Raw genomic sequence first — 25066 nt, 5'->3', positions numbered from 1 at the left:
ATAGCCACCGCGTGCCGCCGCTCGACGAGCGGCCGGCGGCGCGGTCGCGCCCGGGCATGGCGGATCGCGACCCGCGACGCCAGCCCTTCCCCGCTGTCGGACGCTCCGACGAGGATGGAGGCATCGCGACCACGAGGAGCCCGACGATGCCCGAGACCGACCGCTACGACGTCGTCGTCATCGGCGCGGGGCCGGGCGGCACCGCCGCCGCCCTGCGCGCCGCCGACCTGGGAGCCCGCGTCGTCGTGCTCGAGGCAGCACGCCTCGGCGGCACGTGCGTGAACTCGGGATGCGTGCCCACGCGCGTGCTCGCACGGGCCGCGCGACTCGTCCGCGACGCGCGCTCGGCGCACGAGCACGGCATCCTCGTCGGCGACGTGACGGTCGACTGGGCGGGCGTCGTCGAGCGCGTGCACGCCCGCGTCGACGAGGTGCGCGCCATGAAGCGCGAGGCCGAGCGCTTCGCCGCCGCAGGCGTCGACCTCGTGCAGGAGGGCCGGGCGCGCTTCGTCGACCCCCACACCGTCGAGCTCGACAGCGGCCGGCGCATCGCGGGCGACAGCATCCTCGTGTGCGTCGGCGGCCACGCTCGACGGCTGCCGATCCCCGGCGCGGAGCTCGCGATCCTCCCCGACGAGGTGCTCGCCCTCCCCTCGCTCCCCGACCGCGTCGCCGTCATCGGCGGCGGCAACACGGGCGCGCAGCTCGCGACGGTGCTCGCCGCCTTCGGCGTGCAGGTCACGCTGCTCGACCTCGCGCCGCGCATCCTCATGGCATCCGACGCCGACATCTCCGAGCAGGTCACGCAGGCATTCGTCGAGCGCGGCGTGACGGTGCGCTGTGGCATCGCCGGCGTCTCGCGCCTGTCGCGGACCGACGACGGCGCGATCGACCTCGTGCTCGTCGACGGCGGCGTGGAGGAGACCCTCGAGGTCGACGGCGTCATCATGGCGGCCGGCTGGCCCGCCGACGTCGCCGACCTCGGGCTCGAGCACGCAGGCATCGCCGTCGAGCGCGGAGCCATCCCCGCCGACGAGTACCTCCGCACCTCCGTGCCGCACGTCTTCGCGGTCGGCGACGCGAACGGGCGCGACATGCTCGTGCAGGCCGCCCAGTTCGAGGGCGAGGCCGCCGCCGAGAACGCCGTGCTCGGCGCCTCCGTGCGCGCACCCCACAGGCTGCTGCCCGCGGGCGGCTTCACGGATCCGGACTACGCAGGCGTCGGCTTCACCGAGGCGGAGGCGCGCGAGCGGGATCCGCAGTGCGTCGTCGCCACCGTGCGGTACGACGCCGTCGACCGCGCCGTCATCGACGACCGCGACGCGGGCTTCCTGAAGCTCGTCGTCGACCGCTCGCGCTCGACCGTGCTCGGGGCGCACGCAGCGGGCGAGAGCGCCGTGGAGGTCGTGCAGGCGCTCACGACCGCCATGGCGGCCGGGGTGCGAGTGCAGACCCTCGCGGAGGTGCGCTTCGCGTACCCGACCTACTCGGCGATCATCGGCATGGCGGCGCGGGCGGTGCTCGCGGCGCGCTGAGCGCTCAGGCTGCGCCCGGGCCCGCCCCGTAGCCTCGTCCGAGGGTCGCGGGTGCTCGCGCCCGGAGGGAGTCCGCGATGGCGACGCGGTCGAGGCCGAGCGGGCCGATCCTCGGCGCCGTCGCCGTGTGCGTCGTCGTCGCGGTGGGCCTCGGGCTCGCGGTGCACCAGGCGCTGCTCGGCTCGCCGCGCGCGGCGCTCGACGAGGCTGCGACGCGCATCGAGGCCATGCCGGGCGTCGCCGCGGTGTCCACGGAGCTCGAGGAGCGCGTGCCCTCCCGCAGGCAGCTGCGGCGAGCACTCGTCTCCGACACCGATCGCTCCGACGGCGAGGCGACCGTCACCGTCACCGTCGCCGCATCGGTCGACGCCGCAGCGCTCGCCCGCATCCTCGACGACGCGCGCGCCGCCCTGCAGCACGATCGGCTCGCCGAGCACGACGTGTCGATCGAGTACGTGCAGGCGCAGACCGAGCGCCGCATCTTCGACGGCTGGAGCCCGCTGCTGCCGGAGCGCGTCGTCACGACCGCCGAGCTCGAGTCGGTCGCGAGCCTCGCGCTGCGGCTTCCGGAGGGCGCCTGGCTCGATCTCGAGCCGGCATCGCACGAGCAGGGCCAGTTCGACGTGGTCGGCCCGCCGCATCTCGGGATCCTGCTCGGCGACGACCGCGGCGACGGCTTCACGATCGGCGCGCCCGTCGACGCCGCGAGCGGGCTCGAGCTGCTCGTGGCGGCCGAGCAGCTCGCGACCGACGCCGAGGCGGCGCTCGGCGGCACGACGGCCATCGAGCTGCGCACGCCCGACGGCATGCTGGTGCGCACGGCGACGCAACCTGCCGCGATCCCCGCCGCGCTCGCCGATCTCATCCAGCGCGTCACGGCGCTGCCCTTCCCCGACGCCGTGCACGTCGAGCTCGACACGACCCTCGAATGGCGCGTGGAGCCGACGGGTGCGCGCGGCGTGCCGCGCATGACGGTGCTGCTCGACCTCGACGTCGCGGGCTGCTCGCCCGCGGTCGACCCCGAGGTGCTGCGCGCCGACGTCGAGCGACTGCTCGCGTCGCACGAGGTCGAGCACGACGTCGAGACGATCGGCTGCGGCGGCCGCTGACGCACGCGTCGCCGGCCGCCCCGCGGCCCGAGGGCCCGCCCGACTCAGGCGGCGCAGCGCACCTCGTCGGCTCGCTGGCCGGCCCCGTCGAGCTCGTGCGTCGGCTCGGGAGCCGACCCGGTCGGCTCGGCGGGCTCGGGGACCGCCGTCGACTGCTCCGCGGGAGCGGACGGCGCATGGGCCTCCGGCGCTGCCTCCGGCGACTCGCTCGTCAGCATCACCGGGCGGTCGTCGCGCAGCGCCGCGAAGAGCGCCGCGGCCTCCTCGCTGCGCGGGGCGACGCGGTTCGGGTCCGGCGCGTACGGCATGACCGGCAGCTGCACCATGACGAGGCGATCGAGGTCGACGTCGGCGAGCGTGCTCGCGAGGGCGACGAGGCTGCCGGGGTCGGCGATGGCCTCGTCGACCGTGATCGCCTGCGAGGCGGCATCGGCGAGCCGGAAGAGCGCCGTCGGGTTCGACAGCGTGCCCGCATCCTGCACCGACCGTGCGAGCGAGCCGAGGAAGGCCTGCTGCGCCTGGATGCGGCCGAGGTCGCTGCCGTCGGCGAATCCGTGCCGTGTGCGCAGGAACGCGAGGGCCTGCTCGCCCGCCAGCGTGTGGGTGCCGGCGTCGAGGAACAGCCCCGAGTACGGGTCGGCGACGTCGTGCGCGACGCAGACCTCGACGCCGCCGATCGCCTCCGTGATGCCGACGACGCCGTCGAAGCCGACGACGAGGAAGTGCTCGAGATCGAGGCCCGTGAAGTCGCGCATCGCGTCGAGCGAGCAGTAGGGGCCGTGCTCGAGGAGGCCGTTCACCTGCACCGCGGCGCTGGCCGCGATCGTGCGCCCGCCGTCCGTGAGGCACTCCGGTGACGGCAGCATCGTGTCGCGCGGGATGCTGACGAGCGTCGCGCTCTCGCGGTCGGCGGCGACGTGCAGCAGCATCATGACGTCGGAGCGGGCGCCGCTCGCCTCGCCGTAGTCGCCCGAGACCTGCCCGTCTCGCGTGTCGGATCCCATGATGAGCAGGTCGACGGCGCCGTCCCACGCCGGCGCGTCGAGCTTGTCGCGGTCAACGCCAGGACGGGCGACGGCGTTCTCGCCGATGTTGTCGAGCACGCGCACCGAGGTGCTCGCGACGAAGGCGACGACGGCGACGGATGCGACGAGCGCGGCGGCGCCGACCGAGGCGACGATGCGTCGTCGACGGTAGACGGCGCGGCGTCGGCGCGCGGCGGTGCGGGTCGTCGGAGGGCCGCCGTCGCCTTCCGCGCCGTCGGCCGCGGGCTCGAGGTAGGTCGAGCGACGCTTGATCTCGTACGGCTGTCCGGGCCTGCGCATGACGTGCTCCTCGATCGTCGTCGGATGGGTGCGTGCCCCCTCCTCGCGGCGTCGACGCGTGCTGCGCCGCGAACCACCCTCCCGTCCGCGCGGCCCGCATGCAACTCGACGGCCGGCGAGGACTGGCGCCGTCCCTCCTTCTCCAGATCGCGTGCGCTCCGCCTCGATCGTCACGCCGCGGACGTCCATGCGGCCCGGTGCGCCGTCGCTCGCGGTCACCGTCCGTCGCCGGGGGCCTCGGGCGCGACGGACGTGGTCCTGCGGCTCGGATGTCGGAGGTGCCCCGTACGCTTCCGAGCGGCCATCCATCGACGGGAGTCTGCACGTGCATCAGCCGAGTCGCACCCGCGAGCGTGCCGTTCGGCGTGCGCCGCGCGAGGTGCGCGCGGGCTTCCCCTCCCCCGCGCAGGACTACTACTCGGGGCCCGTCGACCTGAATCGCCACCTCATGCGCGACCCGACCACGACGTTCGTGCTGCGCGTCAGCGGCGATTCCATGACGGGAGCGGGCATCTTCGACGGCGACGAGGTGCTCGTCGACCGCGGTCTCGACGCGCACGACGGGTCCGTCGTCGTCGCGGTCGTGAATGGCGAGTTCACGCTCAAGCGGCTGCGTCAGCGCGATGGCGCGACCTCGCTCGAGGCCGAGCACCCCGCGTATCCGCCCATCGTCATGACCCCGGAGGACGACCTGGTGATCTGGGGCGTCGTCACGAGGTGCCTGCACCGTGTCTGAGCAGCACGTCGCGATCGTCGATGCGAACGACTTCTACGTCTCGTGCGAGCGCGTCTTCGATCCGAGCCTCGAGGGGCGCCCCGTCGTCGTCCTCTCGAACAACGACGGCTGCGTCGTCGCGCGCTCGAAGGAGGCGAAGGCGTCGGGCATCGGCATGGGCGTGCCGTGGCACACGGTCGCCGATCGCGCGAGGCTGAACGGCGTCGTGGCGCGCTCCAGCAACTACGAGCTCTACGGCGACATGTCCGCGCGTGCCGCCGAGATCCTCTCGCGCTACGCCGCGAGCCAGGAGGTGTACTCGATCGACGAGAGCTTCGTGACCCTCGAGGGCAGCGTCGCCGAGACGATCGCGCAGGCGCACGCCATCCGAGCCGCGCTGCGCAGGTTCGTCGGGCTGCCCATGAGCGTCGGCATCGCCCCCACCAAGACGCTCGCGAAGCTCGCCAACCGCGGCTCGAAGTCGAATCCGGCGCTCGACGGCGTGTGCCACCTCGGCGCGTACGATCAGCGGCAGCAGGACGCCATCCTCGCCTCGATCGACGTCGGCGACGTGTGGGGCGTCGGCCGCCGCACGGCGAAGCGGCTCGCCCCGCTCGGCATCTTCACCGCCGCCGACCTCCGCGACGCCGATGCCGCGCTCATCCGCCGTCGCTTCAGCGTCGTGCAGGAGCGCGTCGTGCACGAACTGCGCGGCATCGACTGCCTGCCTCTCGAGGACGTCGAGGAGACCCGCGACCAGATCCAGCACTCGCGCTCCTTCGCGGTGCCCATCACGACGACGGCCGAGCTCGTCGAGGTCCTCTCGGTCTACACGCAGCGGGCGGCGGCACGCGCTCGCGCGCAGGGCTCGCTGGCGCAGGCGATGACGTGCTTCGCGGCGACGTCGCCGTTCGGCACCGGCGGTCACACGAGCCACGCCGTGTCGGTCGCGTTCCCCGAGCCGACCGACGACGCCCTCGTGCTGCACCGCGCCGCCGTCGCCGCCCTCGGGCCGCAGCTCGAGCCGGGCAAGCGCTACGTCCGCGCGGGCGTCTCGCTGCACGAGCTCGTCGACCAGCATGCGTACGCCGCCCTCGACCTGTTCGGCACGGGCGCCGACGCGTCGAAGCCGACGACGAGCGCGGTCGTCGACGACATCGTGCACCGCTTCGGCGCGCAGAGCGTCGGGCTCGGCCTCGGCGGCGTGCGCGCGCGCCGCACGTGGACGATGCGGCGCGAGCTGCTCTCGCCGCGCGCGACGACGCACTGGGACGAGCTTGCGGTCGTCCACGCGAGGTGACGACGAGCACCGCAAGGGGTTGGCGGCGGTGGCTCGAGGCGAGGAGCCTCGAGGCATGAGCGACACCATCAGCGGCAGCATCGGCGACCCGACGGCATCCGACCCCGACTTCGCGACCGATCCCGAGACGGAGGAGCCGACGTCCGACGGTCCGACGACCGACGACGACCCGGGCATGGAGCCGGAGGAGCAGGCCTCCCCCACCGTCTAGCGTCGACATCCGCCGCCGCGTCGGGCGTCAGCCCGGCCGGCGGCGTCATGCTTGGATCGGGCGGCGAGCGCCCAGCGGTCGCACGGCTCGCTGCCGAGCACGCCAGGATGCGGCGAGCCGGCGCCGATCGCCTCACCAGCAAGACGCCTCCATGCAGGCATGACGAAGACCGCGCGCGTGCGGCGCGTTCGACGACGATCACGCAGGCGCTGCTCGACGGATCTCGTCACCCGGGCCGATCGCGACTGCCGGGACCGGCCTCGTGGCTGGACGGCAGTGCTCCTAGGCTTCACCCATGACGAACGACCACGGCGCGCTCTCGTACCGGCTGCTGACGGGGCCTGACGATGCCCTGTTCTGTCGACGCGTGTCCGCGCTCCTCGACGAGGGGTACGTCCTCCACGGCTCGCCGGCCGCGACGTTCGATGGCGAGCGAGTGATCGTCGCCCAGGCGCTGATGCTGAGCACCGAGTCTCGCTGAGCGGTCGCTACGTCCGGTGGGTCCCGACCGAGTCGACCGTGAAGGGCGCGACCGTCGAGGCTCGACTGAGCGTGCTTGGTAGGGCGGACGGGACTTGAACCCGTGACCGACGGATTATGAGTCCGCTGCTCTGACCAGCTGAGCTACCGCCCCGCCGACGAGCCTACCGACGCGCGTGAGCGCCACCTCCGACGTCGACAGCAGCCGCCGTCACCAGGAGATGTCGGTTCGCACCCGTCTGCCCAGTGCGACGTCGCATCCCGCCTACGCTGCGTCCCGACGATCGGACGGCCGCCAGGCGCACGGGCGTCATCGCGCGTTCGTCATCCCACGCGAGCGAAGGACGCAGCATGACGACGCACGGCCGGCGATTCGCGAGCGTCGTAGGTTGGGGATTCGCGTCGACGGCGCTCGGTGACGTCGCCGGCAGCTGGCTCGGGTCCTCTCTCCGACTCGACGCCGCGCCCGTCTGGGCGCTCGCGGCCTACCTCTGCACCTCGCTCGTCGGGCTCGTCGTCGTCATGCGACACGACCTCCCCTTTGACGGTGGGAGTGGGCGACCTGCTGACGCGACCGCTCCGAGCAGCGAGGGCGCCGACCGATCAGCAGATCGATCGGGTCGCTAGCGCGACTCGTCCGCCGGGGCGACGTTCGTGTCCGCGCCCTCGGGGGCCGACACGGTCACCTCGCCACCGAGGGTGACGCGACCGTCCTCGGTCTCGAGGTGCGGCAGCTCGGTGACGGGATCGGCGACGTCCTCACCGCGGTACAGCGCCTCGAACGTGTCGAGCGTCGTCTCGATGTCGTGGGGCGCGACCATCTCCAGCGAGCGGTGGCGCATGCGCAGCCACTCCTCGTCGCTCGCCCGCAGCACTCGCTCGAGCTGCTCGGCGAGGTGCGCGTCGTCGTCGGGGCGGAAGAGGAAGCCGTTGCCGTCGACGAGGTGCGGCAGCGCCATCGCGTCGGCCGCGACGACGGGCAGACCCGACGCCATCGCCTCCATCGTGGAGATCGACTGCAGCTCGGCCGTCGACGGCATGACGAAGACCTCGGCGCCCGTGAGCCGCGCTCGCAGCTCCTCGGCGGACACGAGGCCCGTCAGCTCGACGCGGTCGCCGACGCCCAGCTCGTCGGCGAGCCCTCGCAGATGGTCGACGAGGTCGCCCGTGCCGACGATCTGCAGCCGCGCATCCAGCTCCTTCGGCAGTCGCACGAGCGCCCGCACGGCCGTCTCGATGCGCTTCTCGCTCGTGACGCGGCCGACGAACACGATCGTCCCGCGGTTGCGCTTCGGCGACACCGTGTAGTCGGATGCGCGCAGGCCGCACGAGACCGCGTGCACGTGATCGAGACCCGCCATCTGCTCGAGGTAGTCGGCGCTGCGCCGCGTCGGCGTCGTCACGGCGTCGCAGCGCCCGAAGACGCGCCCCGCATCCGCCCACAGGGCACCCGTGATGCGGCCCTGCGCCATGCGCGGGATGTTCGAGTGGTCCATGAGGTTCTCGAACATGATGTGGTTCGTGCCGATGAGGCGGATGCCTCGCGCCCGTGCCGCCGTGGCGAAGCCGCGACCGACGACGAGATGCGACTGGAAGTGCACGACGTCGGGCTTCAGCGCGTCGAGCAGGGAGCCGGCGTTCTGCACGATGCGCCACGGCTCGGCGAAGCGCAGCCACTCGTGGCCCGGGTAGCGCAGCGAGCGCAGGCGGTGCACCGTGAAGCGCACCCCCTCGTGCTCCTCGATGCGCGTGCCCTGCCTGCCTCGCCCCGTGGCCGACGCGACGACGTGCACCTCGTGCCCGCGCCGGGCGAGGCCCGCGGCGAGCTGGGTGGCGAACGTGGCAGCGCCGTTCACGTCGGGGGCGAACGTGTCGCCCGTGATGAGGATGCGGAGAGGGTCCGTCACTCGTCGTCCTCCACGAGGGTCTTGGCTTGCAGCTGGGGGTGGTGCCTCGCGAGCTGGAACACGCCGAACACGGCCAGCCCGCCCGCCAGCACGAACACGATGAGCGCCCACGGAGGCGTCTGCGCGGCCTCGCCGAGCACCGTGACGCCGATGAGCACCGCGATGAGCGGGTCGACGACCGTGAGCCCGGCGATCACGAGGTCGGGCGGGCCCGACGCGTGCGCGAGCTGCACGAAGTACCCGCCGAACACGAGCGCCGCCGCGACGCCGAGGAGGCACACGATCGTGAGCCACTCGAAGTTGCCGGTGGTGATGCGGTTCAGCACGATCTTCATGAGCGTGACGACGAAGCCGTAGAGCACGCCGGCGGCGATGACGTAGAAGATCGCGCTCGCGCGGTCGCGCCAGCGCCACCACGCGAGGCCGAGGCCGATGCCGACGACGAGCAGGAGGCTCAGCACCGTGAGGAGCTGCTGATCGCGGATGGGGTGCTCGACGGCGAACACCGCAGCGACCGACACGAAGATGCCGATGCCGACCAGGCAGAACAGGATCGAGTTGATCGTCGGGGAGTCGAGGCGGTGCCTGGCGACGCGTGCGTTGACCACCGCGGTCACGACGAGCGCGACGGCGCCGAGCGGCTGCACGACGATGAGCGGCGCGAGCGACAGCGCCCACAGCTGCATGAGCGCGGCGATGCCGAGCATCGCCGTGCCGACGACCCACGACGGGCGACGGATGAGGTGGCCGAGCTGGCGCATGTCGAGCGTCGCGCCCGACTGGCCCGTCGACCCCTCGACGAGCGAGACGCCGCGGTGCTGGAACTGGGTGCCGAGCGACAGCACCACCGCACCGACGATCGCGATCGGGATCCCGAGCGCCTGCAGCGGCGTCAACGAGATCTGCTCGGTCAGATCGGTGAGGTCGGCCAGGCGCACCCCTCGACAGTACCGGCGCGCAACCGTCGATAGCCTTGGCGACATGGCCGTGCTCCCGATCCGCATCACCGGCGAGCCGGTGCTCCACGCCCGCGCCTCCGAGGTGACGGAGGTCGACGACGAGCTGCGCACGCTCGTGGCCGACATGGTCGAGACCATGCATGCCGCGCCCGGCGTCGGGCTCGCGGCGCCGCAGGTCGGCGTCGGCCTGCGGCTCTTCGTGTGGTCGTGGACCGATGCCGACGGCGTCGAGTCGTCGGGCGTCGCGATCAACCCCACCTTGTGGATCGCTCCCCTGCCGATCGCCGACGTCACCGAGGACGACGAGGAGGGATGCCTGTCGATCCCCGGCCCGCGCGAGCCGCTCATCCGATCCCACGCGGCCATCCTCGAGGCGACGGGCCTCGACGGCGAGCGGTTCCGCATCGAGGCGACCGGCTGGCTCGCCCGCATCTTCCAGCACGAGTTCGACCACCTCGACGGCATCCTCTACGCCGACCGGCTCGACCATCGCGAGTGGAAGTCGATCGAGAAGGCCATCAAGAAGGCTCGCTTCGGGCGACCGGGACTGTCGTGGACGCCGGGCGTCGACGACGTCGAGGCGTGAGCCGCGCGCACGCCGTGGTGCGAGCGCACCTCGGATCGGTGCTAGGCTAGCCGGGCTGTTCCCAGCATTCCTCGATAGCTCAATTGGCAGAGCAGCCGGCTGTTAACCGGCAGGTTGATGGTTCGAGTCCATCTCGGGGAGCAGCAGGAGGCCCCACCGTTCGCGGTGGGGCCTTCGTCGTTCCCCGGGCCGCGCGAGCCGCTCGGTGCTCGGTCGGGCCGCGGTGGTGCTCGGCCGCGCATCGCTGGCGCACGGCGCGGGGCCGAGGCGTGGTCCTCGTCAGGGGCACGCGGCCGTACCCCGCGCACCGTCAGGCGGCCGCGTGCTTCGTGCGAGCGAGCGCCGCGACGAAGGGATGCCGCGGGTCGGCCAGCAGGTCGTCGATGGGCCCGACGCCCACGACGCGGCCGCGATGCAGCACGACCGAGGTGCCGCCGAGCGCTCGGGCGTGCCGCGGCGTGCGCACCGCGGCGACGAGCGCGCGGGAGGCTGCGAGATCGCGCAGCGCCGCGAGCACCGCAGGGGCGACGACGGGGTCGAGGCCCGAGATCGGGTCGTCGACGACGAGCGCACGCGGATCGAGCACGAGCGCCCGCGCGAGCGCGACGCGCTGCCGCTGGCCGCGGGACAGCTCGAACACGTGCCGATCGAGCACGCCGAGCGGCAGCCGCACGCGATCGAGCGCTCCTGCGACGGCGATGCCCGCCTCGCCGCGGTCGAAGCGTGGATCGCGGTCGAAGATCGGGCTCGCGACGACGTCGCCCACCGTGAGCGTGCCCTCGAGGTGCTCGGATCCGCGCTGCGGCGCGTGCCCGACGAATGCGAGCAGCCGCGTCCGAGCGCGCGCGCCCAGACCGCGCACGTCGTGGCCGAGCACCGAGATCGACCCGCCGTGCACCTCCGCGCCCGCCTCCTTGGGCGTGCGCAGCGCGATGGCGTCGAGCAGCGTCGACTTGCCGGCGCCCGTCGGCCCGAGCACCGTCACGGGCGCGCCGGGCTCGGCGACGAACGAGACGCCGCGCACCACGAGCGCCGAGGCGCCCGCATGGGCGAGCGATGCGTCGTGCACCCGGATCGCGGCGTGCGTCGGCTCGATCATCGCTGCTCCTCCATGCGCGCTCGCTCGGCGTCGAGCTCGTCGATCCGGGTCGTGAGCCGACGCGCGGCCGCCGGATCGCCGTCGCGCAGCCGGTACAGCTGGCCGAGCAGCTCGCCCTTCTCCCTCAGGATGTCACGCAGGACGAGCGACACGACGACGCCGCGCACGCTCGACTCGACGCCGCGCGGCCCCGCGATCATCGGCGCGATCGCGAGCTCGCGCACGAGCGGCGCGAGCGGCTGCGGCACGACGGCCGCCACGCGCTCCGAGAATCCAGGCTCGGCGATGCGGTCGAGCTCGGCGAGGATGCCGTCGCGCACGATGCGCAGCGACCCGTCGCCGACGTGGGCCGACGCGCCGCGTGCTCGCAGCGACTCCGGCACGTGCCGACCCTGCTGCAGCATCGCGACGATGGCCTCGCGCTCGAGGATCGTCGCGGGATCCTTGGGCAGCTGCTGCATCGTGACCTGCGGCTCGGACTGCCGCTCCTGCTGCGCGCCCGGCCCGCCCTGCGAGCTCGCGCTCGGCTGCCCCGGCCGGCCCTGGGCGCGCTGCTGCTCCTGCCGACCCTGCTGCGCCCGCCATGCCTGCAGCGCCCGGTGCACGTCGCGCGGCTCGACGCCGAGCCAGCCGGACACCTGGCGCTGGTACCCCTCTGCGAGCGCGCGGTCGCGGATCGTCGCGAGCACCGGCGCCGCCGCGCGCGTCGCCTGCACGCGGCCCTCGACGGTCTCGAGGTCGAAGGCATCCACCACCCGCCGCAGCATGAACTCGAACATGGGTCGCCGCGTCTCGATGAGTCGTCGCACCGCATCGTCGCCGCGCTGCAGCCGCAGGTCGCAGGGGTCGAGTCCGTCGGGGGCGACGGCGACGAACGTCTGCGCCGCGAAGCGCTGCTCCTCGGCGAAGGCGCGGCTCGCCGCCTTCTGCCCTGCCTCGTCGGGGTCGAACGTGAAGACGACGCGGCCGAGCGCCGTCGTGTCCGACGTCGACACGTCGCCGAGCACGCGGCGCAGCACCTTGATGTGGTCGACGCCGAACGCGGTGCCGCACGTCGCGATCGCCGTGCCCACGCCCGCGAGATGGCAGGCCATGACGTCGGTGTAGCCCTCGACGATCACGGCCTCGCGCTGCCGCGAGATGTCGCGCTTCGCGAGGTCGAGCCCGTACAGCACCTGCGACTTGTGATAGATCGCGGTCTCGGGGGTGTTCAGGTACTTGGGACCGGGATCGTCGTCGAGCAGCTTGCGCGCGCCGAAGCCGACCGTCGCACCCGTGACGTCGCGGATGGGCCACACGAGGCGACCACGGAACCGGTCGTACGGGCCGCGCTGCCCCTCCGACAGCAGGCCTGCGCGCAGCTGCTCGTCGTCGCTGAAGCCCAACCCTCGCAGGTGGGTGCGCAGCGCCTCGAACGACTGCGGCGCGAAGCCCACGCCGAAGCGCTGCGCCGCGGCGAGGTCGAAGCCGCGCTCGCCCAGGAAGCGCTGGCCGGGCTCGGCGGCGGGCGTGAGCAGCTGCGCCTGGAAGAACTCGGCAGCCGCCTTCGAGGCCTCGAGCAGCCGCAGCCGCGAGCCCGCCTCGATCTGCGGCGCCCCGCCGTCCTCGTAGCGCAGCGTGATGCCGAGCTGCGCGGCGAAGCGCTCGACCGTCTCGGTGAACGACGTGTGATCCATCGCCATGACGAAGCCGATGACGTCGCCGTCCTCGCCGCATCCGAAGCAGTGGTAGCGATTGATGGCCGGCCGCACGTGGAACGACGCCGACCGCTCGTCGTGGAACGGGCACAGCCCCTTGAGGCTGCCCACGCCCGCCGACTTCAGCGACACGTGGTCGGAGACGACGTCGACGATCGACATCCGGCTGCGGACCTCGTCGATGTCCTCCCTGCGGATGCGGCCCGGCATCAGACCACCTGCTGCGCGTGCCAGGCGACGGCGGTGTGATCCGACAGGTTGGCGACCTGGTCGACCACAACGCGCATGCGGGCGGCGTCGTCGGATGCGTGGCGCCAGTCCTCGGCGAAGGTCGCGTCGAGCGCCCCCTCCCCCACCTCGAGCAGGCGGTCGGCGAGCTCGGCGAGCACGACGCGCTGCTGCTCGTAGAGCGGCTGCCGGTGCTCGACGTCCATGACGAAGGCCGCGACGGTGCCCTTCAGCACGGCGATCTCGGCGCGCACCTCGGGGGGCACGACGACGGATCCGCCGAAGCGAGCGAGCGACCCCGAGAACGAGGCACGGGTGGCGCCGGCCGCCGCGGTGGCGAAGCGCCCGATGAGTCGCGACGTGAGGTTCTTCAGCCGAGCCTGGTCGCCGCGGCTGCCGTCGAACGACTCGAGCCACGTGTCGAGGTCGTCGAGCCGGTCGAACGCCGCGAGCAGCTCGTCGCGCGGCACGTCGCCCACCCAGCGCTCCATGCGGTCGACGAGCGCGTCGTGGTCGGCGCGTCCCGCGAGCGCGCGCGGGTCGATGAAGCCGTTCACGACGGCATCCTCGAAGTCGTGCACCGAGTAGGCGATGTCGTCGGCGAGGTCCATGACCTCGGCCTCGATGCAGCGCCGCGAGTCGGGCGCACCCTCCCTCGCCCACTCGAAGACGTCGCGGTCGACGGCGTAGAAGCCGAACTTCACACGGCCCGACCCTGCGTCGAGCACCTCCTGGTCGGCGGGCCACGGGTACTTCGTCGCCGCGTCGACGCTCGCACGGGTCAGGTTCAGCCCGTAGGGGCGGTCGCCGACGATCTTCGGCTCGAGGCGCGTGATGACGCGCAGGGTCTGCGCGTTGCCCTCGAAGCCGCCGATCTCGGCGGCCCAGTCGTTGAGCGCGCGCTCGCCGTTGTGCCCGAACGGCGGATGCCCGATGTCGTGCGCGAGGCACGCCGTGTCGACGACGTCGGGGTCGAGCCCGAGGGCGCCTGCGAGCTCGCGACCGACCTGCGCGACCTCGAGCGAATGCGTGAGGCGGTTGCGGGCGAAGTCGAGGCCCGACGTCGGCGAGACCACCTGCGTCTTCTGCGCGAGGCGTCGCAGCGCGCTCGAGTGCAGGAGGCGCGCACGATCGCGTGCGAAGTCGCTGCGCCTCGTCGAATGGGTCTCGGGCCACCACCGCTCGCGGTCGTGGCCGACGTAGTCAGCCGCCACGCGTGTCGCTCTCGTCCTCGATGAGCGCCGCGCGCTGCGCGGGGCTCAGCTCGGGGCTCTCGAGCCAGCCGTCGGGCAGCGCGGGCCGCTTCGGGCTGCCGGCGCGGCCGCGCTGCCCCTCGACGCCCGCGGCGTCGTAGGGAGCGTCGGCGAGCGTCGCGACGAGCTCGTCGATCTCGGCGAGGCTCGAGACCGCGGCGAGCGCACGGCGCACGTCGCCGCCCATCGGGTAGCCCTTGCCGTACCAGGCGACGTGCTTGCGGATGTCGCGGCAGGCGCGATCCTCGTCGCCGAAGAACTCGACGAGCAGCTCGGCGTGCCTGCGGAACACGGCGAACACCTCGAGGAGCGACGGGCGGAAGCGCTCGTCGCGGCCCTCGAACGCCGCGACGAGGTCGCCGAAGAGCCACGGGCGCCCGAGGCAGCCGCGACCGACGACGACGCCGTCGCAGCCCGTCGCGTCCATCATCCGCAGGGCGTCCTCCGCCTGCCAGACGTCGCCGTTGCCGAGCACGGGCACCGACGTGATGGCCTCCTTGAGGCGCGCGATCGCGTCCCAGTCCGCGGTGCCCGAGTAGTGCTGGGCCGCCGTGCGCCCGTGCAGCGCGATGGCCGCGACGCCCGCTGCCTCGGCGGCGCGACCGGCCTCGAGGTAGGTGAGGTGGTCGTCGTCGATGCCCTTGCGCATCTTGACGGTGAGCGGCACGTCGCCCGCTGCGCGCACGGCGCGCTCGACGATCGCCCGGAACAGCTCGTGCTTCCACGGCAGCGCCGAGCCGCCGCCGCGGCGCGTGACCTTCGGCACGGGGCAGCCGAAGTTCAGGTCGATGTGGTCGGCGCGGTCCTCGTCGACGATGATGCGCACGGCGCGCTCGACCGTCGCGGGGTCGACGCCGTAGAGCTGCACGGAGCGCGGCGTCTCGGACTCGTGGTGCGACAGGAGGCGGAAGGTCTCCTCGCCGCGCTCGACGAGCGCGCGAGACGTCACCATCTCGGCGACGTAGAGCCCGGCGCCGTGCTCACGGCACAGCCTGCGGAACGCGGTGTTCGTGATGCCCGCCATGGGGGCGAGCACCACGGGGGCCTCGAGCTCGATGGGGCCGATCCGCAGCGCCGGCGCCCGCGTCGCGCTCGTCGTCTGCGTGCCGGTCACGATCAGGCTCCGACGAGCGCCTGCGCCAGGAAGCCCTCGAGCTCGGCGATGGGCACGCGCTGCTGCTGCATGGTGTCGCGCTCGCGCACCGTCACCGCCTGGTCCTCGAGCGAGTCGAAGTCGACGGTGATGCAGAACGGCGTGCCGACCTCGTCCTGACGGCGGTAGCGGCGGCCGATCGCGCCGGCGTCGTCGAACTCGATGGACCAGTGGCGTCGCAGCGACTGCGCGACCTGGCGGGCGAGCGGCGACAGCTGCTCGTTGCGCGACAGCGGCAGCACCGCAGCCTTCACGGGGGCGAGGCGCGGGTCGAGGCGCAGCACCGTGCGGGTGTCGGTGCCGCCCTTCGCGTTCGGCACCTCCTCCTCGTCGTACGCCTCGATGAGGAAGGCCATGAGGCTGCGGGTGAGGCCGAACGCGGGCTCGATCACGAAGGGGGTGTAGCGCTCGTTGGCCGCCTGGTCGAAGTACTCGAGCTTCTTGCCGGAGTGGTCGGAGTGCGTGCGCAGGTCGTAGTCGGTGCGGTTCGCGACGCCCATGAGCTCGCCCCACTCGCTGCCCTGGAAGCCGAAGCGGTACTCGAGGTCGATCGTGCGCGCCGAGTAGTGCGCGCGCTCGCCGTCGGGCACGTCGAGGTGGCGGATGTTCTCGGGCCGCAGGCCGAGGTCGTGGAACCATGCCTCGCAGTCGGCGACCCAGCGGTCGAACCACTCGGGTGCGTCGGCGGGCGGCACGAAGAACTCGATCTCCATCTGCTCGAACTCGCGCGTGCGGAAGATGAAGTTGCCGGGCGTGATCTCGTTGCGGAACGACTTGCCGATCTGCCCGATGCCGAACGGCGGCTTGCGACGTGCGGTCGTCACGACGTTGTTGAAGTTCACGAAGATGCCCTGCGCCGTCTCGGGGCGCAGGTAGTGCAGGCCCTCCTCGTCGTCGACGGGGCCGAGGTAGGTCTTCATGAGGCCGGAGAACGCCTTGGGCTCCGTCCAGGAGCCCGGCTGTCCCGTCTCGGGGTCCTTGATGTCGGCGAGGCCGTTCTCGGGCGGGTGGCCGTGCTTGGCCTCGTACGCCTCGATGAGGTGGTCGGCGCGGTAGCGCTTGTGGGTGTGCAGCGACTCGACGAGCGGGTCGGTGAACGTCGCGACGTGGCCGGAGGCGTGCCACACCTTCTGCGGCAGGATGATCGACGAGTCGAGGCCGACCATGTCGTCACGGCCCTGCACGAACGTCTTCCACCACTGGCGCTTGATGTTCTCCTTCAGCGCGACGCCGAGGGGTCCGTAGTCCCATGCGGAGCGCGAGCCGCCGTAGATCTCACCGGCCTGGAAGACGAATCCGCGACGCTTCGCGAGATTGATGACCTGGTCGAGACGGCTCGTGGGCATGATGCTCCTGGATCATGCGCGCCGGAGTGCGCGCTGGGCTTCGTGGGGACGTTCGATCCTACCGGCGACGCGTGTCGGGGGCGTGCACGCCGACGCACGTGCGGGGCGGTCACGGGCATGGGATGCGCACGTGGCCGGCCTCGCCTGCAGGCGCGAGCGGCCGGTCGCGCAGCACGGAGAGCCGCGGCACGTCGCCCGCCTCGCACATCGCGAGGAACGCGTCCTCGTCGGTCGACTCGACGTACTCCACGTCGAGGTGCCGGTCGCCGTAGAGCTCGGCGTAGCCCGCGCACTCGTCGTACTGCCCGCACTCCTCGCTCACGACGAGGTCGAAGCCTGCGGCCGGCCCCGCCTCGCCCGCATCGAGCGCGTTCTTCTGCGCGGCCCACATCCCGTGGGCGTGCGCGGCGTCGACGAGCAGCGCGGCGAGCGCGAGGTTGCCCTCGACCGTGAGGCCGTCGAAGCGCGTCCACGAGTCGAGGTTGTCGTACTCGACGGCGTCGTACCCGGCCTCGGCGCAGCCGTCGACCCACGGCTCGACGATGGCGGCGATCGCCTCCCGACGCTCCGGCGTGGTCGTGTCGAGCGCCATCTCGTCCGGCCATCCCGGATCGATCATGGGCTCCCCCGCGTCGTCGCGCAGCAGCAGGTCCGCATGCTCCTGGAGCCACCACCGCGCTGCGTCCGGCTGCGTCTGGAAGCCGTTCAGGTAGCAGATGGAGAAGGTGCCGGGCGCGGGCGGCTGGGTGGCATCGCGGGCCACGACGGTCGTGCCGCTCGCGGGCTCGTCGGCACCGCCCAGCTGGTAGTCGACGGCGCCGACGACCGCGGCCTCCCAACGCGCCTCGACGTCGTCACCCGTCACCTGCGCCGGCTGCGGCGCCGACGAGCAACCGGCGAGCAGGAGGCTCGCGGCCGCGACCGCGACGAGCCGTGGGATGCGCATGCGTCGATCCTCCCAGGACGCGGCGGGCGCCGGACGGCGGATGCGGCGCGGGGCCGCATCCGCCGTCCGGCGTGCACGAGACGTCAGCGGCGTCGGCGCAGGCCGAGCACGACGCCGGCGACGAGCAGCATCGCGGCGAGCGCGACGAGCATCATCGTGCCCGCGAGCTCCGCGCCGGTGCGCGGCAGGTCGGTGCCCGCCTGCGTGGGCGGCGGTGCCGTGACGCCGGGTGCCGAGGGCGTGGGCTGCGTCACCGTGGGCGCGGGCACGACCTCGACGACGGCCGTCGCCGTGACGCCCGTCGACTCGTGCGTCGCGGTGATGGTGTGCGCCGATGCCGTGGGGAAGGTCACGCGCAGCCCGTCGATCGCATCGGTCGCGACGTCGGAGGTCAGTGCGACCTCGTCCGTCACGTCGACGGCGTTGCCCTCGACGTCGGCGCCGGAGACCTCGAACGTCACCGAGCCACCCTGGTCGATCGTCGTCGCCGCCGGCGTGAGGGCGAGCGTCGCGACGACGCCGGGCACGACGTCGATCGTGACCACGTGGCTGTCGCTGCCGAGGCCGTTGTCTGCGACGAGCGTCACGATGACCTCGCCGAGCGCGCCCGTGGGGGTGCCGGTGAGCTCGCCGGTCGCTGCGTCGAGCGACAGCCATGCGGGCAGCTGCTCGGGCGTCGTGACCGTGGCGGCGGGGTCCCCGGGCTCGAGGTCGGGTGCGTACGCGAAGGGCTCGCCGATCCGCGCGACGGCCGTGGCCTCGCCGGAGATCGCGGCGCGCTGCTGCACGACGATCGTGAAGGTCGTCTCCTCCGACGTGCCGAACCGGTCCGTGACGGTCGCGGCGAACGTGAAGGTGCCGGCCTCGGTGGGCGTGCCGGCGAGGGTGCCGGTCTCGTCGAGCACGATGCCCGGGGGCAGCGCCTCGGCGTCGACCGCCTCGATCGTCCAGTCGCCCGTCGTCGTCGGCGCGGGCAGCGCCGCGGCGTATGCATCGCCCACGATGCCGTTCGGCAGCTCGCCCGCGGGCAGCGTCGGCGGTGCGATGACCTCGATGGTCGCCGTCGTCGTCGCGCTCGTGGATGCGGACGTCGCCGTGACGGTGCGAGTGCCGGGCGCGCCGAACGTGATGGCGTCCTGCGTCTGGGCGACCTCGTCGCCCTCGACGCCCGTCGACAGCGTCACGTCGCTCGCGTCGGTCGCGTAGCCGTCGTCGTCGACGGCGGTGACCTCGAAGGTGACCGTGCCGCCCTGCGAGACCTGCGTGGCCGACGGCGTCAGCGCGAGCTGCGCCGCCGCACCTGCGACGAGCGTGATCGTGACCGTGTGCTCGTCGGCACCGACCGCGTTGGTCGCCGTCAGCGTCACGGCGTAGGTGCCGGGTGCGTCCGTGGGCTCGCCCGTGATGGCGCCGGATGCGGCATCCACGACGAGTCCGTCGGGCAGGCCCGCCGCCGTCACGCTCGCGGCGGGCTGGCCGGCGACGAGCGCGGGCTCGTAGGAGAACGGCGCGTCGCGCGTCGCCGAGGCCGTCGCCGCGCCCGTGATGGCGGGTGGCGCCTGCACCTCGATCGAGAACGTCTCCGCCTCGGACGTGCCGAACTCGTCCGTCGCCGTGACGTCGAAGGATGCGGCGCCGAACGTCGTCGGCGTGCCCGCGATCGTGCCGTCGTCGGAGAGGGTGAGGCCCGCCGGGAGGGCCGAGCCCTCTGCGAGCGCGTAGGTCACGTCGTCGCCCTCGGCGATCGCGGCGGGCAGGGTCGCCGCGTACGCCTCGCCGACGCGGGCGACGGGCAGCGTGCCGGGCGGCACGACGGGCGCGGGCAGCACCGAGACGGTCGCGGTCGTCGTGACGCCGGTGGCGCCGTGCGTGGCGGTGACGGTGCGCTGACCGGGGTCGCCGAAGACGACGGTGAGGCCGTCGACGGCATCGTCCGCGCCGTCCGTCGTGAGCGTGACGCCGTCGGCCGGCACGGGGTTCGCGCCAGCATCCTGCGCGGTGACGCCGAAGGCGATGGAGGCGTTCTCGGCGATGCGGCTCGTGAGCGGCGACAGCGTCAGGGACGCGACTGCTCCCGCGCCGACCGTGACGACCACCGCGTGCTCGTCGGTGCCGAGGCCGTTGTCGATCGTGAGGAGCACGCCGTAGCGGCCGACGAGGGCCGTCGGCGAGCCCGAGATGACGCCGGTCGTGGGCGAGACGGTCAGGCCGCTCGGCAATCCCTCGGCCGTGACGGTCGCAGCGCGCTCGCCGTCGTCGACGACGGGAGCGTAGGAGAAGGCCACGTCGTTCGTCGCGGCGGCGGATGCGGCACCCGAGATGCTCGGCGGCCCCTCGACGACGATCGTGTACGACCTGGGCTGCGACGTCCCGATCGCATCGCTCGCGGTGACGGAGAAGACGTAGGTGCCCGAGACGGTCGGCGTGCCGACGACCGCGCCGCTCGTCTGGACCGTCAGCCCCGGCGGGAGGGCAGCGGGATCGACGACCGCGTAGGTGACGGCGCCCGAGGCGGTCGCTGCGGGCAGCTGCGCCGAGTAGGCGACGCCCTCGGTCCCGCGCGGCAGCGCACCCGCAGGGAGGACGGGCGCGGCCTCGTCGATCGTGAGCGTGGAGCCGAAGTAGCACAGCGGGTCGCTGCCCACGGTGTCGGTGACGGTGAGCACCCACGTGCCGCCGGCGGGCTGGCCCGCGAACGCCGCGAGCGGGCTCGAGGGTCGGAAGGTGCCGCGGACGGGCTCGCCGCCCCCGACGCGCGCCGGCGCTGCGTCGTCGAGCGTCACGAGCACGCGCTGGGTGCTGGCCCCGGCGTAGGTGCCCGATGCGATGAGCGTCACCGTCGTCCCCGCGGGCGAGCGAAGCTGGAACTGGGTCTCGTTGTGGTACGGGTTGTCGTCGGCGAAGCCGACGCACTGCGGACCGTCCTTCTCGAAGTCGATCGCGATGCGCACCGCACCGACGTTCGCGGTCGACACGACGGGCAGTGCGACGTCGCGGCTGCTCTGGTCGACGCTGAAGGAGGAGGCGTCGGATGCACCGACGGTCGCCGCGTTCGCGACGGCAGGCGCCGAGACGGCGACGAGCAGGATGCCGAGAGCCGCGGCGACGGGTGCGAGGAATCGCTTCACGTGGCTGAAGATAACTCACCCCATCGCGACACGCCCGAGAGCGAGAGACACGGTGATGCTTCTCCTGTCCCCCGTTCGCGCCGCCATACGACGCTTGAGATGGTTCATGACGACACGACGCCTCGACCAGGCCGATCGCGCAGGTCGGGAGGCGCACGACAGCGCCGCCGCGGCCGGGGCCGCGGCGGCGCGTGCCGCTCGCACGAGGCGGGTCAGCGCTGCTGCGTGCGACGTCGCACGAGCACGAGCGCACCCGAGCCGAGCATGACGATCGCCGCCAGCACGACGAGCCCGGCGGGCGCGTCGGCACCGGTCACCGGGAGGCCGGAGCCGGGAGCACCGGGGGCGACGGCGGGCGTCGAGGGCGCGGGCGCGGACGGCGCAGGTGCCGACGGCACGGGCGCTGCCGACACCGTGATCGTCACGTCGAGCGTCGCAGCGGGCGCGATGCCGTTGTCGGCGGTGAGCGTCACGGTCACGACGCCCGGCTCGCCCGTCGGGGTGCCCGAGAGCACGCCGGTGGCGGCGTCGAGGGCGAGCCACTCGGGCAGCGCCGTCGACGTCACGGTCGCGGCCGGGTCGCCGGGCTCGAGCTCGGGCGCGTACGCGAACGGCGTGCCGAGCACGGCATCCGCCGTCGCCGGTCCGCCGATCGCGGCGCGCTGCTGCACGACGACCGTGAAGGTCGTCGCCTCGGAGGAGCCGTAGGCGTCGCTCGCGACGACGTCGAACGCGTACGTGCCGGGCGCCGTCGGGGTGCCCGAGAGCGTCCCGTCCTCAGCGAGCGCGATGCCCGCGGGCAGCGAGTCGCCTTCGACGACGGCGTAGGTGACGTCGCCCGTGCCGGATGCCTCGGGCAGCGTCGTGGCGTAGGCGTCGCCCACGATGCCGCCCGGCAGCTCGCCTGCGGGCAGCACGGGCGCCGCGACGACCGTGATGGTCGCGGTGTCCGTCGAGCCGTCGGCGTGCGTCGCCGTCACCGTGCGCGTGCCGACCGAGCCGAAGGTCACGTCGAGGCCGTCGACGACGTCGCCCTCGCCGTCCGAGACGAGCGTCACGTCGCCATCCACGGCCACGGGGTTGCCCTCGGAGTCCTCGCCCGCGACGGCGAACTCGATCGCGGCACCGACGCCGACGGTCTGCTCGGCAGGCGTGAGCGAGATCGCGGCGACGGGCCCCGCCGCGACCGTGATCGTCGTGGTCAGGGTCGCATCGGGCGCGACGCCGTTCGACGCGGTGAGCGTGACGACGGCGTCGCCGAGCGTGCCGGTCGGCGTGCCGGTGATGGCGCCCGTGGCCGCGTCGACCACGAGGCCGTCCGGAAGGCCCGTCGCGGTGACGACCGTGGCGCGCTCGCCGTCGTCGAGCGTCGGCTGGTAGGAGAACGGCACGCCGATCTGCGCCGACGCGGTGGCGGGCCCGGCGAGCGACGGCGCGCCCTCGACGACGAGCGTGTACTGCGCGGGCTCGGACGTGCCGTCCTGGTCCGTCGCGGTGGCGGCGAAGGCGTAGGCGCCGGAGGTCGTCGGCGTGCCCGTGAGTGCTCCCGAGGTCGAGAGCGAGAGGCCCGGCGGGAGCGCTGCGGCATCGACGACGGCATACGCGACGGGCGGGTTCGACGAGGTGGCGACGAGCTGCTCCGCGTACGGCGTGCCCTCCGTGCCGGCGGGCAGCGCACCGCCCGGGAGGGTCGGGGCGGAGTCCACGATGGTGAGGGTGGCCCCGGAGTAGCAGTTCGGATACCCACCGAGTCGGTCGGCGACGGTGAGACGCCACGTGCCGCCAGCCGGCTCCCCCTGGAAGGCGGCGAGCGGCTGCGCCGGGCGGAAGGTCCCGGCCTCCGGGACGCCGTCGTTGGTGGATCCGACGACCGCCGATGCCGCGTCGTCGAGCGTGACGACCTGGCGCGGCACCTCGCCGCCGACGCCGTAGCCGCCGGCTCCGCCGCCCGCGGCATTGAAGCGGATGAGCGTCACCGCGGTCCCGGCCGGCGACGTGAGGATGTACTCCATGTCGTAGAAGGCGGTGCCGCCTCCGAGGTTGACGTTCTCGCAGCTCGACGACGCCTGGCGCATGTCGAGCGCGATCGTGACCGACTCGACCGTGGCGGTCGACGTGATGGGGATCGAGCGGATTACCTGGGAGCCGTCGACGGTGGCGGGCGTGGCATCCGAGCCGGTGAGCGTCGCGGCGGACGCGACGGCCGGCGCCGAGAGGAGGACGAGCGCGGCGCTGAGGAGCACGGCGGCAGGAGCGAGGAGACGAGGCACGAGTGAGAACCTAGGGGAAGTGAGGATCCTTCCAACTCGACACGCCGAGTCGCATTTTCTGCCACCGTCCCCCGAACGGGGCGGTGACACCACTGCCGTTCGCCCGCGGCGTCGCGACGCGGGGTGGCGCTTGCGCCGATCGCTCGCTCGCGGAGTGCGTCTCGCAGGCGCTCCCGGCAGCCGAGGGAGCATGCCCCTCCGTTGCCGGGATCGTCTGCACGACGCAGCACGGCGGAGGTCGCTCAGGTCGTGGGCGCGTCGATCGCCCCGCCGAAGCGGCGCTCGCGACCGGTGTAGACGTCGATCGCCCGCCACAGGTCGAGTCGCGAGAAGTCCGGCCACAGCGTGTCGAGGAAGACCATCTCGGCGTACGCGCCCTGCCACGTCAGGAAGTTCGAGATGCGCTGCTCCCCCGACGAGCGCACGTAGAGGTCGACGTCGGGCACGTCCGGCAGGTACATGCGGCTGCGGATGAGCCGCTCCGACACGCCCGACGCCTTGAGCCGCCCCGCCTCGACGTCCTCGGCGATCGAGCGCACGGCATCCGTGATCTCGAGCCTGCCGCCGTAGTTGATGCACATCGTGAGGGTCATGCGGTCGTTGCCCTCGGTGAGCCGCTCGGCGACGCGCAGCTCGTCGACGACCGAGCGCCACAGCCGCGGACGCCTGCCCGCCCAGCGGATGCGCACGCCCCAGTCGTGCAGCTGGTCGCGGCGGCGGTGCAGCACCGCGCGGTTGAAGCCCATGAGGAAGCGCACCTCGCTCGGATCGCGCTTCCAGTTCTCGGTCGAGAACGCGTACACCGACAGGTGCCGCACGCCCGCCTGCAGCGCACCGGCGACGACGTCGAGCAGCACCTCCTCGCCGGCCTGGTGGCCCTCGACGCGCGTCTTGCCGCGGCCGTTCGCCCAGCGGCCGTTGCCGTCCATGATGATGGCGACGTGCGCGGGCACCGTGCCGGGCTCGTAGGCAGGCGGCTGCTGCCCCGTCCAGTCGACCGGTCGCGACGCGACGGCGTCGGGATGCCTCGGGATGCGTCGCTCGCTCATCGGATCGAGGCTACTGCGCGCCAGGACCGGCGGGCGCGCGCGAGCGGTCGACGTGCTCGAGCGACCGGAGGCCGCGCTCGAGGTGCCACTGCACCCACGCGCCGACGATGCCCGACGCCCGCGCCCGCGAGCCGTCCCCCGTCGCATCGGCGACGACCCAGTCGCCCGTGAGGAGGGAGGCGAGCAGCGCGACGGTCTCGGCGTCGAGCCGCGCGACGCCCGGGGGCGCGTGCCCGTCGGCCACCATGCCGCCCAGCTGCGGCACGAACGCCGAGTGCGGCCCTGGCTCCCCCGACACGGCGCAGTCGCCGAAGGTCGGCGCCCATCCGGCGATCGCCATCGAGCGCAGCAGGTACGAGTCGAGGGTGAGGCCCGGGTCGTGCTCGCCGCGCGACAGCGACCGCAGCGCGCCCACGAGCAGGAGGTACTGCTGCACGGAGGCGTCGTGGTCGGTGAGCCGGTCGGCGGTCTCGACCATCGCGGCCGCAGCGGTGTACCGCGGGTAGTCGACCATGATCTGGTCGGCGTACGCGCCGATGGTCTCCGCCTGCGTCACGATGTCGAGGCTGCGGCCGACGGCGAGCTGCAGGTCGGCCACCATGAAGGGCTCGAGCCGTGCGCCGAACCTCGAGGAGGTCCGGCGCACGCCCTTCGCGACGGCACGCACCTTGCCGTGCTCGCGCGTGAGCAGCACGACGATGCGGTCGGCCTCGCCGAGGTGGTGCGTCGTGAGCACGACCCCCTCGTCGCGGTAGACCGGCACGCGCGCC

Annotated in this window: 20 protein-coding genes and 2 tRNA genes; 8 read left to right on the top strand and 14 right to left on the bottom strand. The window is 73.2% G+C overall.

The genetic code is table 11. The features are described from left to right. Positions 1-146: 146 nt before the first annotated feature. Entirely contained in the window at positions 147-1535 is a 1389-nt protein-coding gene (locus ACFQPP_RS05200; protein WP_376915490.1) for a dihydrolipoyl dehydrogenase family protein, read from the top strand. A gap of 77 nt (positions 1536-1612) precedes the next feature. Next, complete coding sequence (locus ACFQPP_RS05195; RefSeq protein ID WP_376915489.1) at positions 1613-2644, top strand: hypothetical protein; 1032 nt, start codon at positions 1613-1615, stop codon at positions 2642-2644. A gap of 44 nt (positions 2645-2688) precedes the next feature. Here the strand turns inward: ACFQPP_RS05195 and ACFQPP_RS05190 are convergent, their stop codons facing one another. After that, positions 2689-3969, bottom strand: a complete 1281-nt coding sequence (locus ACFQPP_RS05190) for an LCP family protein (RefSeq protein WP_376915488.1) — start codon at positions 3967-3969, stop codon at positions 2689-2691. Between the two features lie 325 nt (positions 3970-4294). Between ACFQPP_RS05190 and ACFQPP_RS05185 the strand changes: the two genes are divergently transcribed. The 4 genes from ACFQPP_RS05185 (at position 4295) to ACFQPP_RS05170 (ending at position 6676) form a co-directional block, all read left to right on the top strand. Then, positions 4295-4705 (top strand): LexA family protein, encoded by a 411-nt coding sequence (locus ACFQPP_RS05185; RefSeq protein WP_376915487.1) that lies wholly within the window; start codon positions 4295-4297, stop codon positions 4703-4705. Then, positions 4698-5984, top strand: a complete 1287-nt coding sequence (locus tag ACFQPP_RS05180) for a Y-family DNA polymerase (protein WP_376915486.1) — start codon at positions 4698-4700, stop codon at positions 5982-5984. Before ACFQPP_RS05185 ends, ACFQPP_RS05180 begins: the two co-directional genes overlap by 8 nt. 55 nt (positions 5985-6039) lie before the next feature. Next, on the top strand, positions 6040-6195 hold the full coding sequence (locus tag ACFQPP_RS05175; RefSeq protein ID WP_376915485.1) for a hypothetical protein: 156 nt from the start codon (positions 6040-6042) through the stop codon (positions 6193-6195). Between the two features lie 295 nt (positions 6196-6490). Then, a complete protein-coding gene (locus ACFQPP_RS05170) occupies positions 6491-6676 on the top strand; it encodes a DUF1737 domain-containing protein (RefSeq protein ID WP_376915484.1) in 186 nt (61 codons plus the stop codon). 76 nt (positions 6677-6752) lie between these two features. On the opposite strand, the gene ACFQPP_RS05165 is transcribed toward ACFQPP_RS05170, so the two are convergent. From ACFQPP_RS05165 to ACFQPP_RS05155, 3 genes are all read right to left on the bottom strand, one after another. Next, a tRNA-Ile gene (locus ACFQPP_RS05165) sits at positions 6753-6829 on the bottom strand. A 469-nt stretch (positions 6830-7298) separates the two neighbouring features. Further along, a complete protein-coding gene (locus ACFQPP_RS05160) occupies positions 7299-8582 on the bottom strand; it encodes a glycosyltransferase (protein WP_376915483.1) in 1284 nt (427 codons plus the stop codon). After that, the gene (locus tag ACFQPP_RS05155) at positions 8579-9520 is read right to left on the bottom strand and encodes a multidrug DMT transporter permease (protein ID WP_376915482.1); all 942 of its coding nucleotides are present in this window, start codon (positions 9518-9520) and stop codon (positions 8579-8581) included. The genes ACFQPP_RS05160 and ACFQPP_RS05155 overlap by 4 nt, the downstream gene beginning before the upstream one ends. Positions 9521-9563: 43 nt before the next feature. On the opposite strand from ACFQPP_RS05155, the gene def reads away from it, so the two are divergent. After that, positions 9564-10127 carry a peptide deformylase gene (gene def, locus ACFQPP_RS05150; RefSeq protein WP_376915481.1) on the top strand — a complete coding sequence of 188 codons (564 nt, stop codon included), beginning with the start codon at positions 9564-9566 and terminating at the stop codon, positions 10125-10127. Between the two features lie 68 nt (positions 10128-10195). Further along, positions 10196-10268 (top strand) — tRNA-Asn (locus tag ACFQPP_RS05145). A gap of 169 nt (positions 10269-10437) precedes the next feature. Here ACFQPP_RS05145 and ACFQPP_RS05140 read toward each other — a convergent pair. The 10 genes from ACFQPP_RS05140 to recO all read right to left on the bottom strand — a co-directional run bounded on the left by ACFQPP_RS05140 (position 10438) and on the right by recO (position 25059). After that, complete coding sequence (locus ACFQPP_RS05140; protein ID WP_376915480.1) at positions 10438-11226, bottom strand: ATP-binding cassette domain-containing protein; 789 nt, start codon at positions 11224-11226, stop codon at positions 10438-10440. Continuing rightward, positions 11223-13133, bottom strand: coding sequence for a DNA primase (gene dnaG / locus ACFQPP_RS05135; protein WP_376915479.1), 1911 nt, complete (start codon positions 13131-13133; stop codon positions 11223-11225). The genes ACFQPP_RS05140 and dnaG overlap by 4 nt, the downstream gene beginning before the upstream one ends. After that, positions 13133-14365, bottom strand: a complete 1233-nt coding sequence (locus ACFQPP_RS05130; RefSeq protein WP_376915478.1) for a deoxyguanosinetriphosphate triphosphohydrolase — start codon at positions 14363-14365, stop codon at positions 13133-13135. Before ACFQPP_RS05130 ends, dnaG begins: the two co-directional genes overlap by 1 nt. Continuing rightward, positions 14355-15518: a tRNA dihydrouridine synthase DusB gene (gene dusB, locus ACFQPP_RS05125; protein WP_376915477.1), complete on the bottom strand. Its 1164-nt coding sequence runs from the start codon at positions 15516-15518 to the stop codon at positions 14355-14357. Before dusB ends, ACFQPP_RS05130 begins: the two co-directional genes overlap by 11 nt. Positions 15519-15520: 2 nt before the next feature. Continuing rightward, positions 15521-16903 carry a glycine--tRNA ligase gene (locus tag ACFQPP_RS05120; protein ID WP_376915476.1) on the bottom strand — a complete coding sequence of 461 codons (1383 nt, stop codon included), beginning with the start codon at positions 16901-16903 and terminating at the stop codon, positions 15521-15523. Between the two features lie 109 nt (positions 16904-17012). Next, on the bottom strand, positions 17013-17849 hold the full coding sequence (locus tag ACFQPP_RS05115; RefSeq protein ID WP_376915475.1) for an endo alpha-1,4 polygalactosaminidase: 837 nt from the start codon (positions 17847-17849) through the stop codon (positions 17013-17015). Between the two features lie 83 nt (positions 17850-17932). Beyond that, complete coding sequence (locus ACFQPP_RS05110) at positions 17933-20977, bottom strand: putative Ig domain-containing protein (RefSeq protein WP_376915474.1); 3045 nt, start codon at positions 20975-20977, stop codon at positions 17933-17935. Positions 20978-21189: 212 nt separating this feature from the next. Continuing rightward, a complete protein-coding gene (locus tag ACFQPP_RS05105) occupies positions 21190-23247 on the bottom strand; it encodes a putative Ig domain-containing protein (protein ID WP_376915473.1) in 2058 nt (685 codons plus the stop codon). 242 nt (positions 23248-23489) lie between these two features. Next, the gene (locus ACFQPP_RS05100; protein ID WP_376915472.1) at positions 23490-24296 is read right to left on the bottom strand and encodes an isoprenyl transferase; all 807 of its coding nucleotides are present in this window, start codon (positions 24294-24296) and stop codon (positions 23490-23492) included. Positions 24297-24306: 10 nt separating this feature from the next. Then, the gene (gene recO / locus ACFQPP_RS05095) at positions 24307-25059 is read right to left on the bottom strand and encodes a DNA repair protein RecO (protein WP_376915471.1); all 753 of its coding nucleotides are present in this window, start codon (positions 25057-25059) and stop codon (positions 24307-24309) included. Positions 25060-25066: the final 7 nt, after the last annotated feature.

Source organism: Agrococcus sp. GCM10030265, from assembly GCF_042666675.1.
Taxonomy (GTDB): domain Bacteria; phylum Actinomycetota; class Actinomycetes; order Actinomycetales; family Microbacteriaceae; genus Agrococcus.
This window is presented reverse-complemented; position numbering and strand designations above follow the sequence as displayed.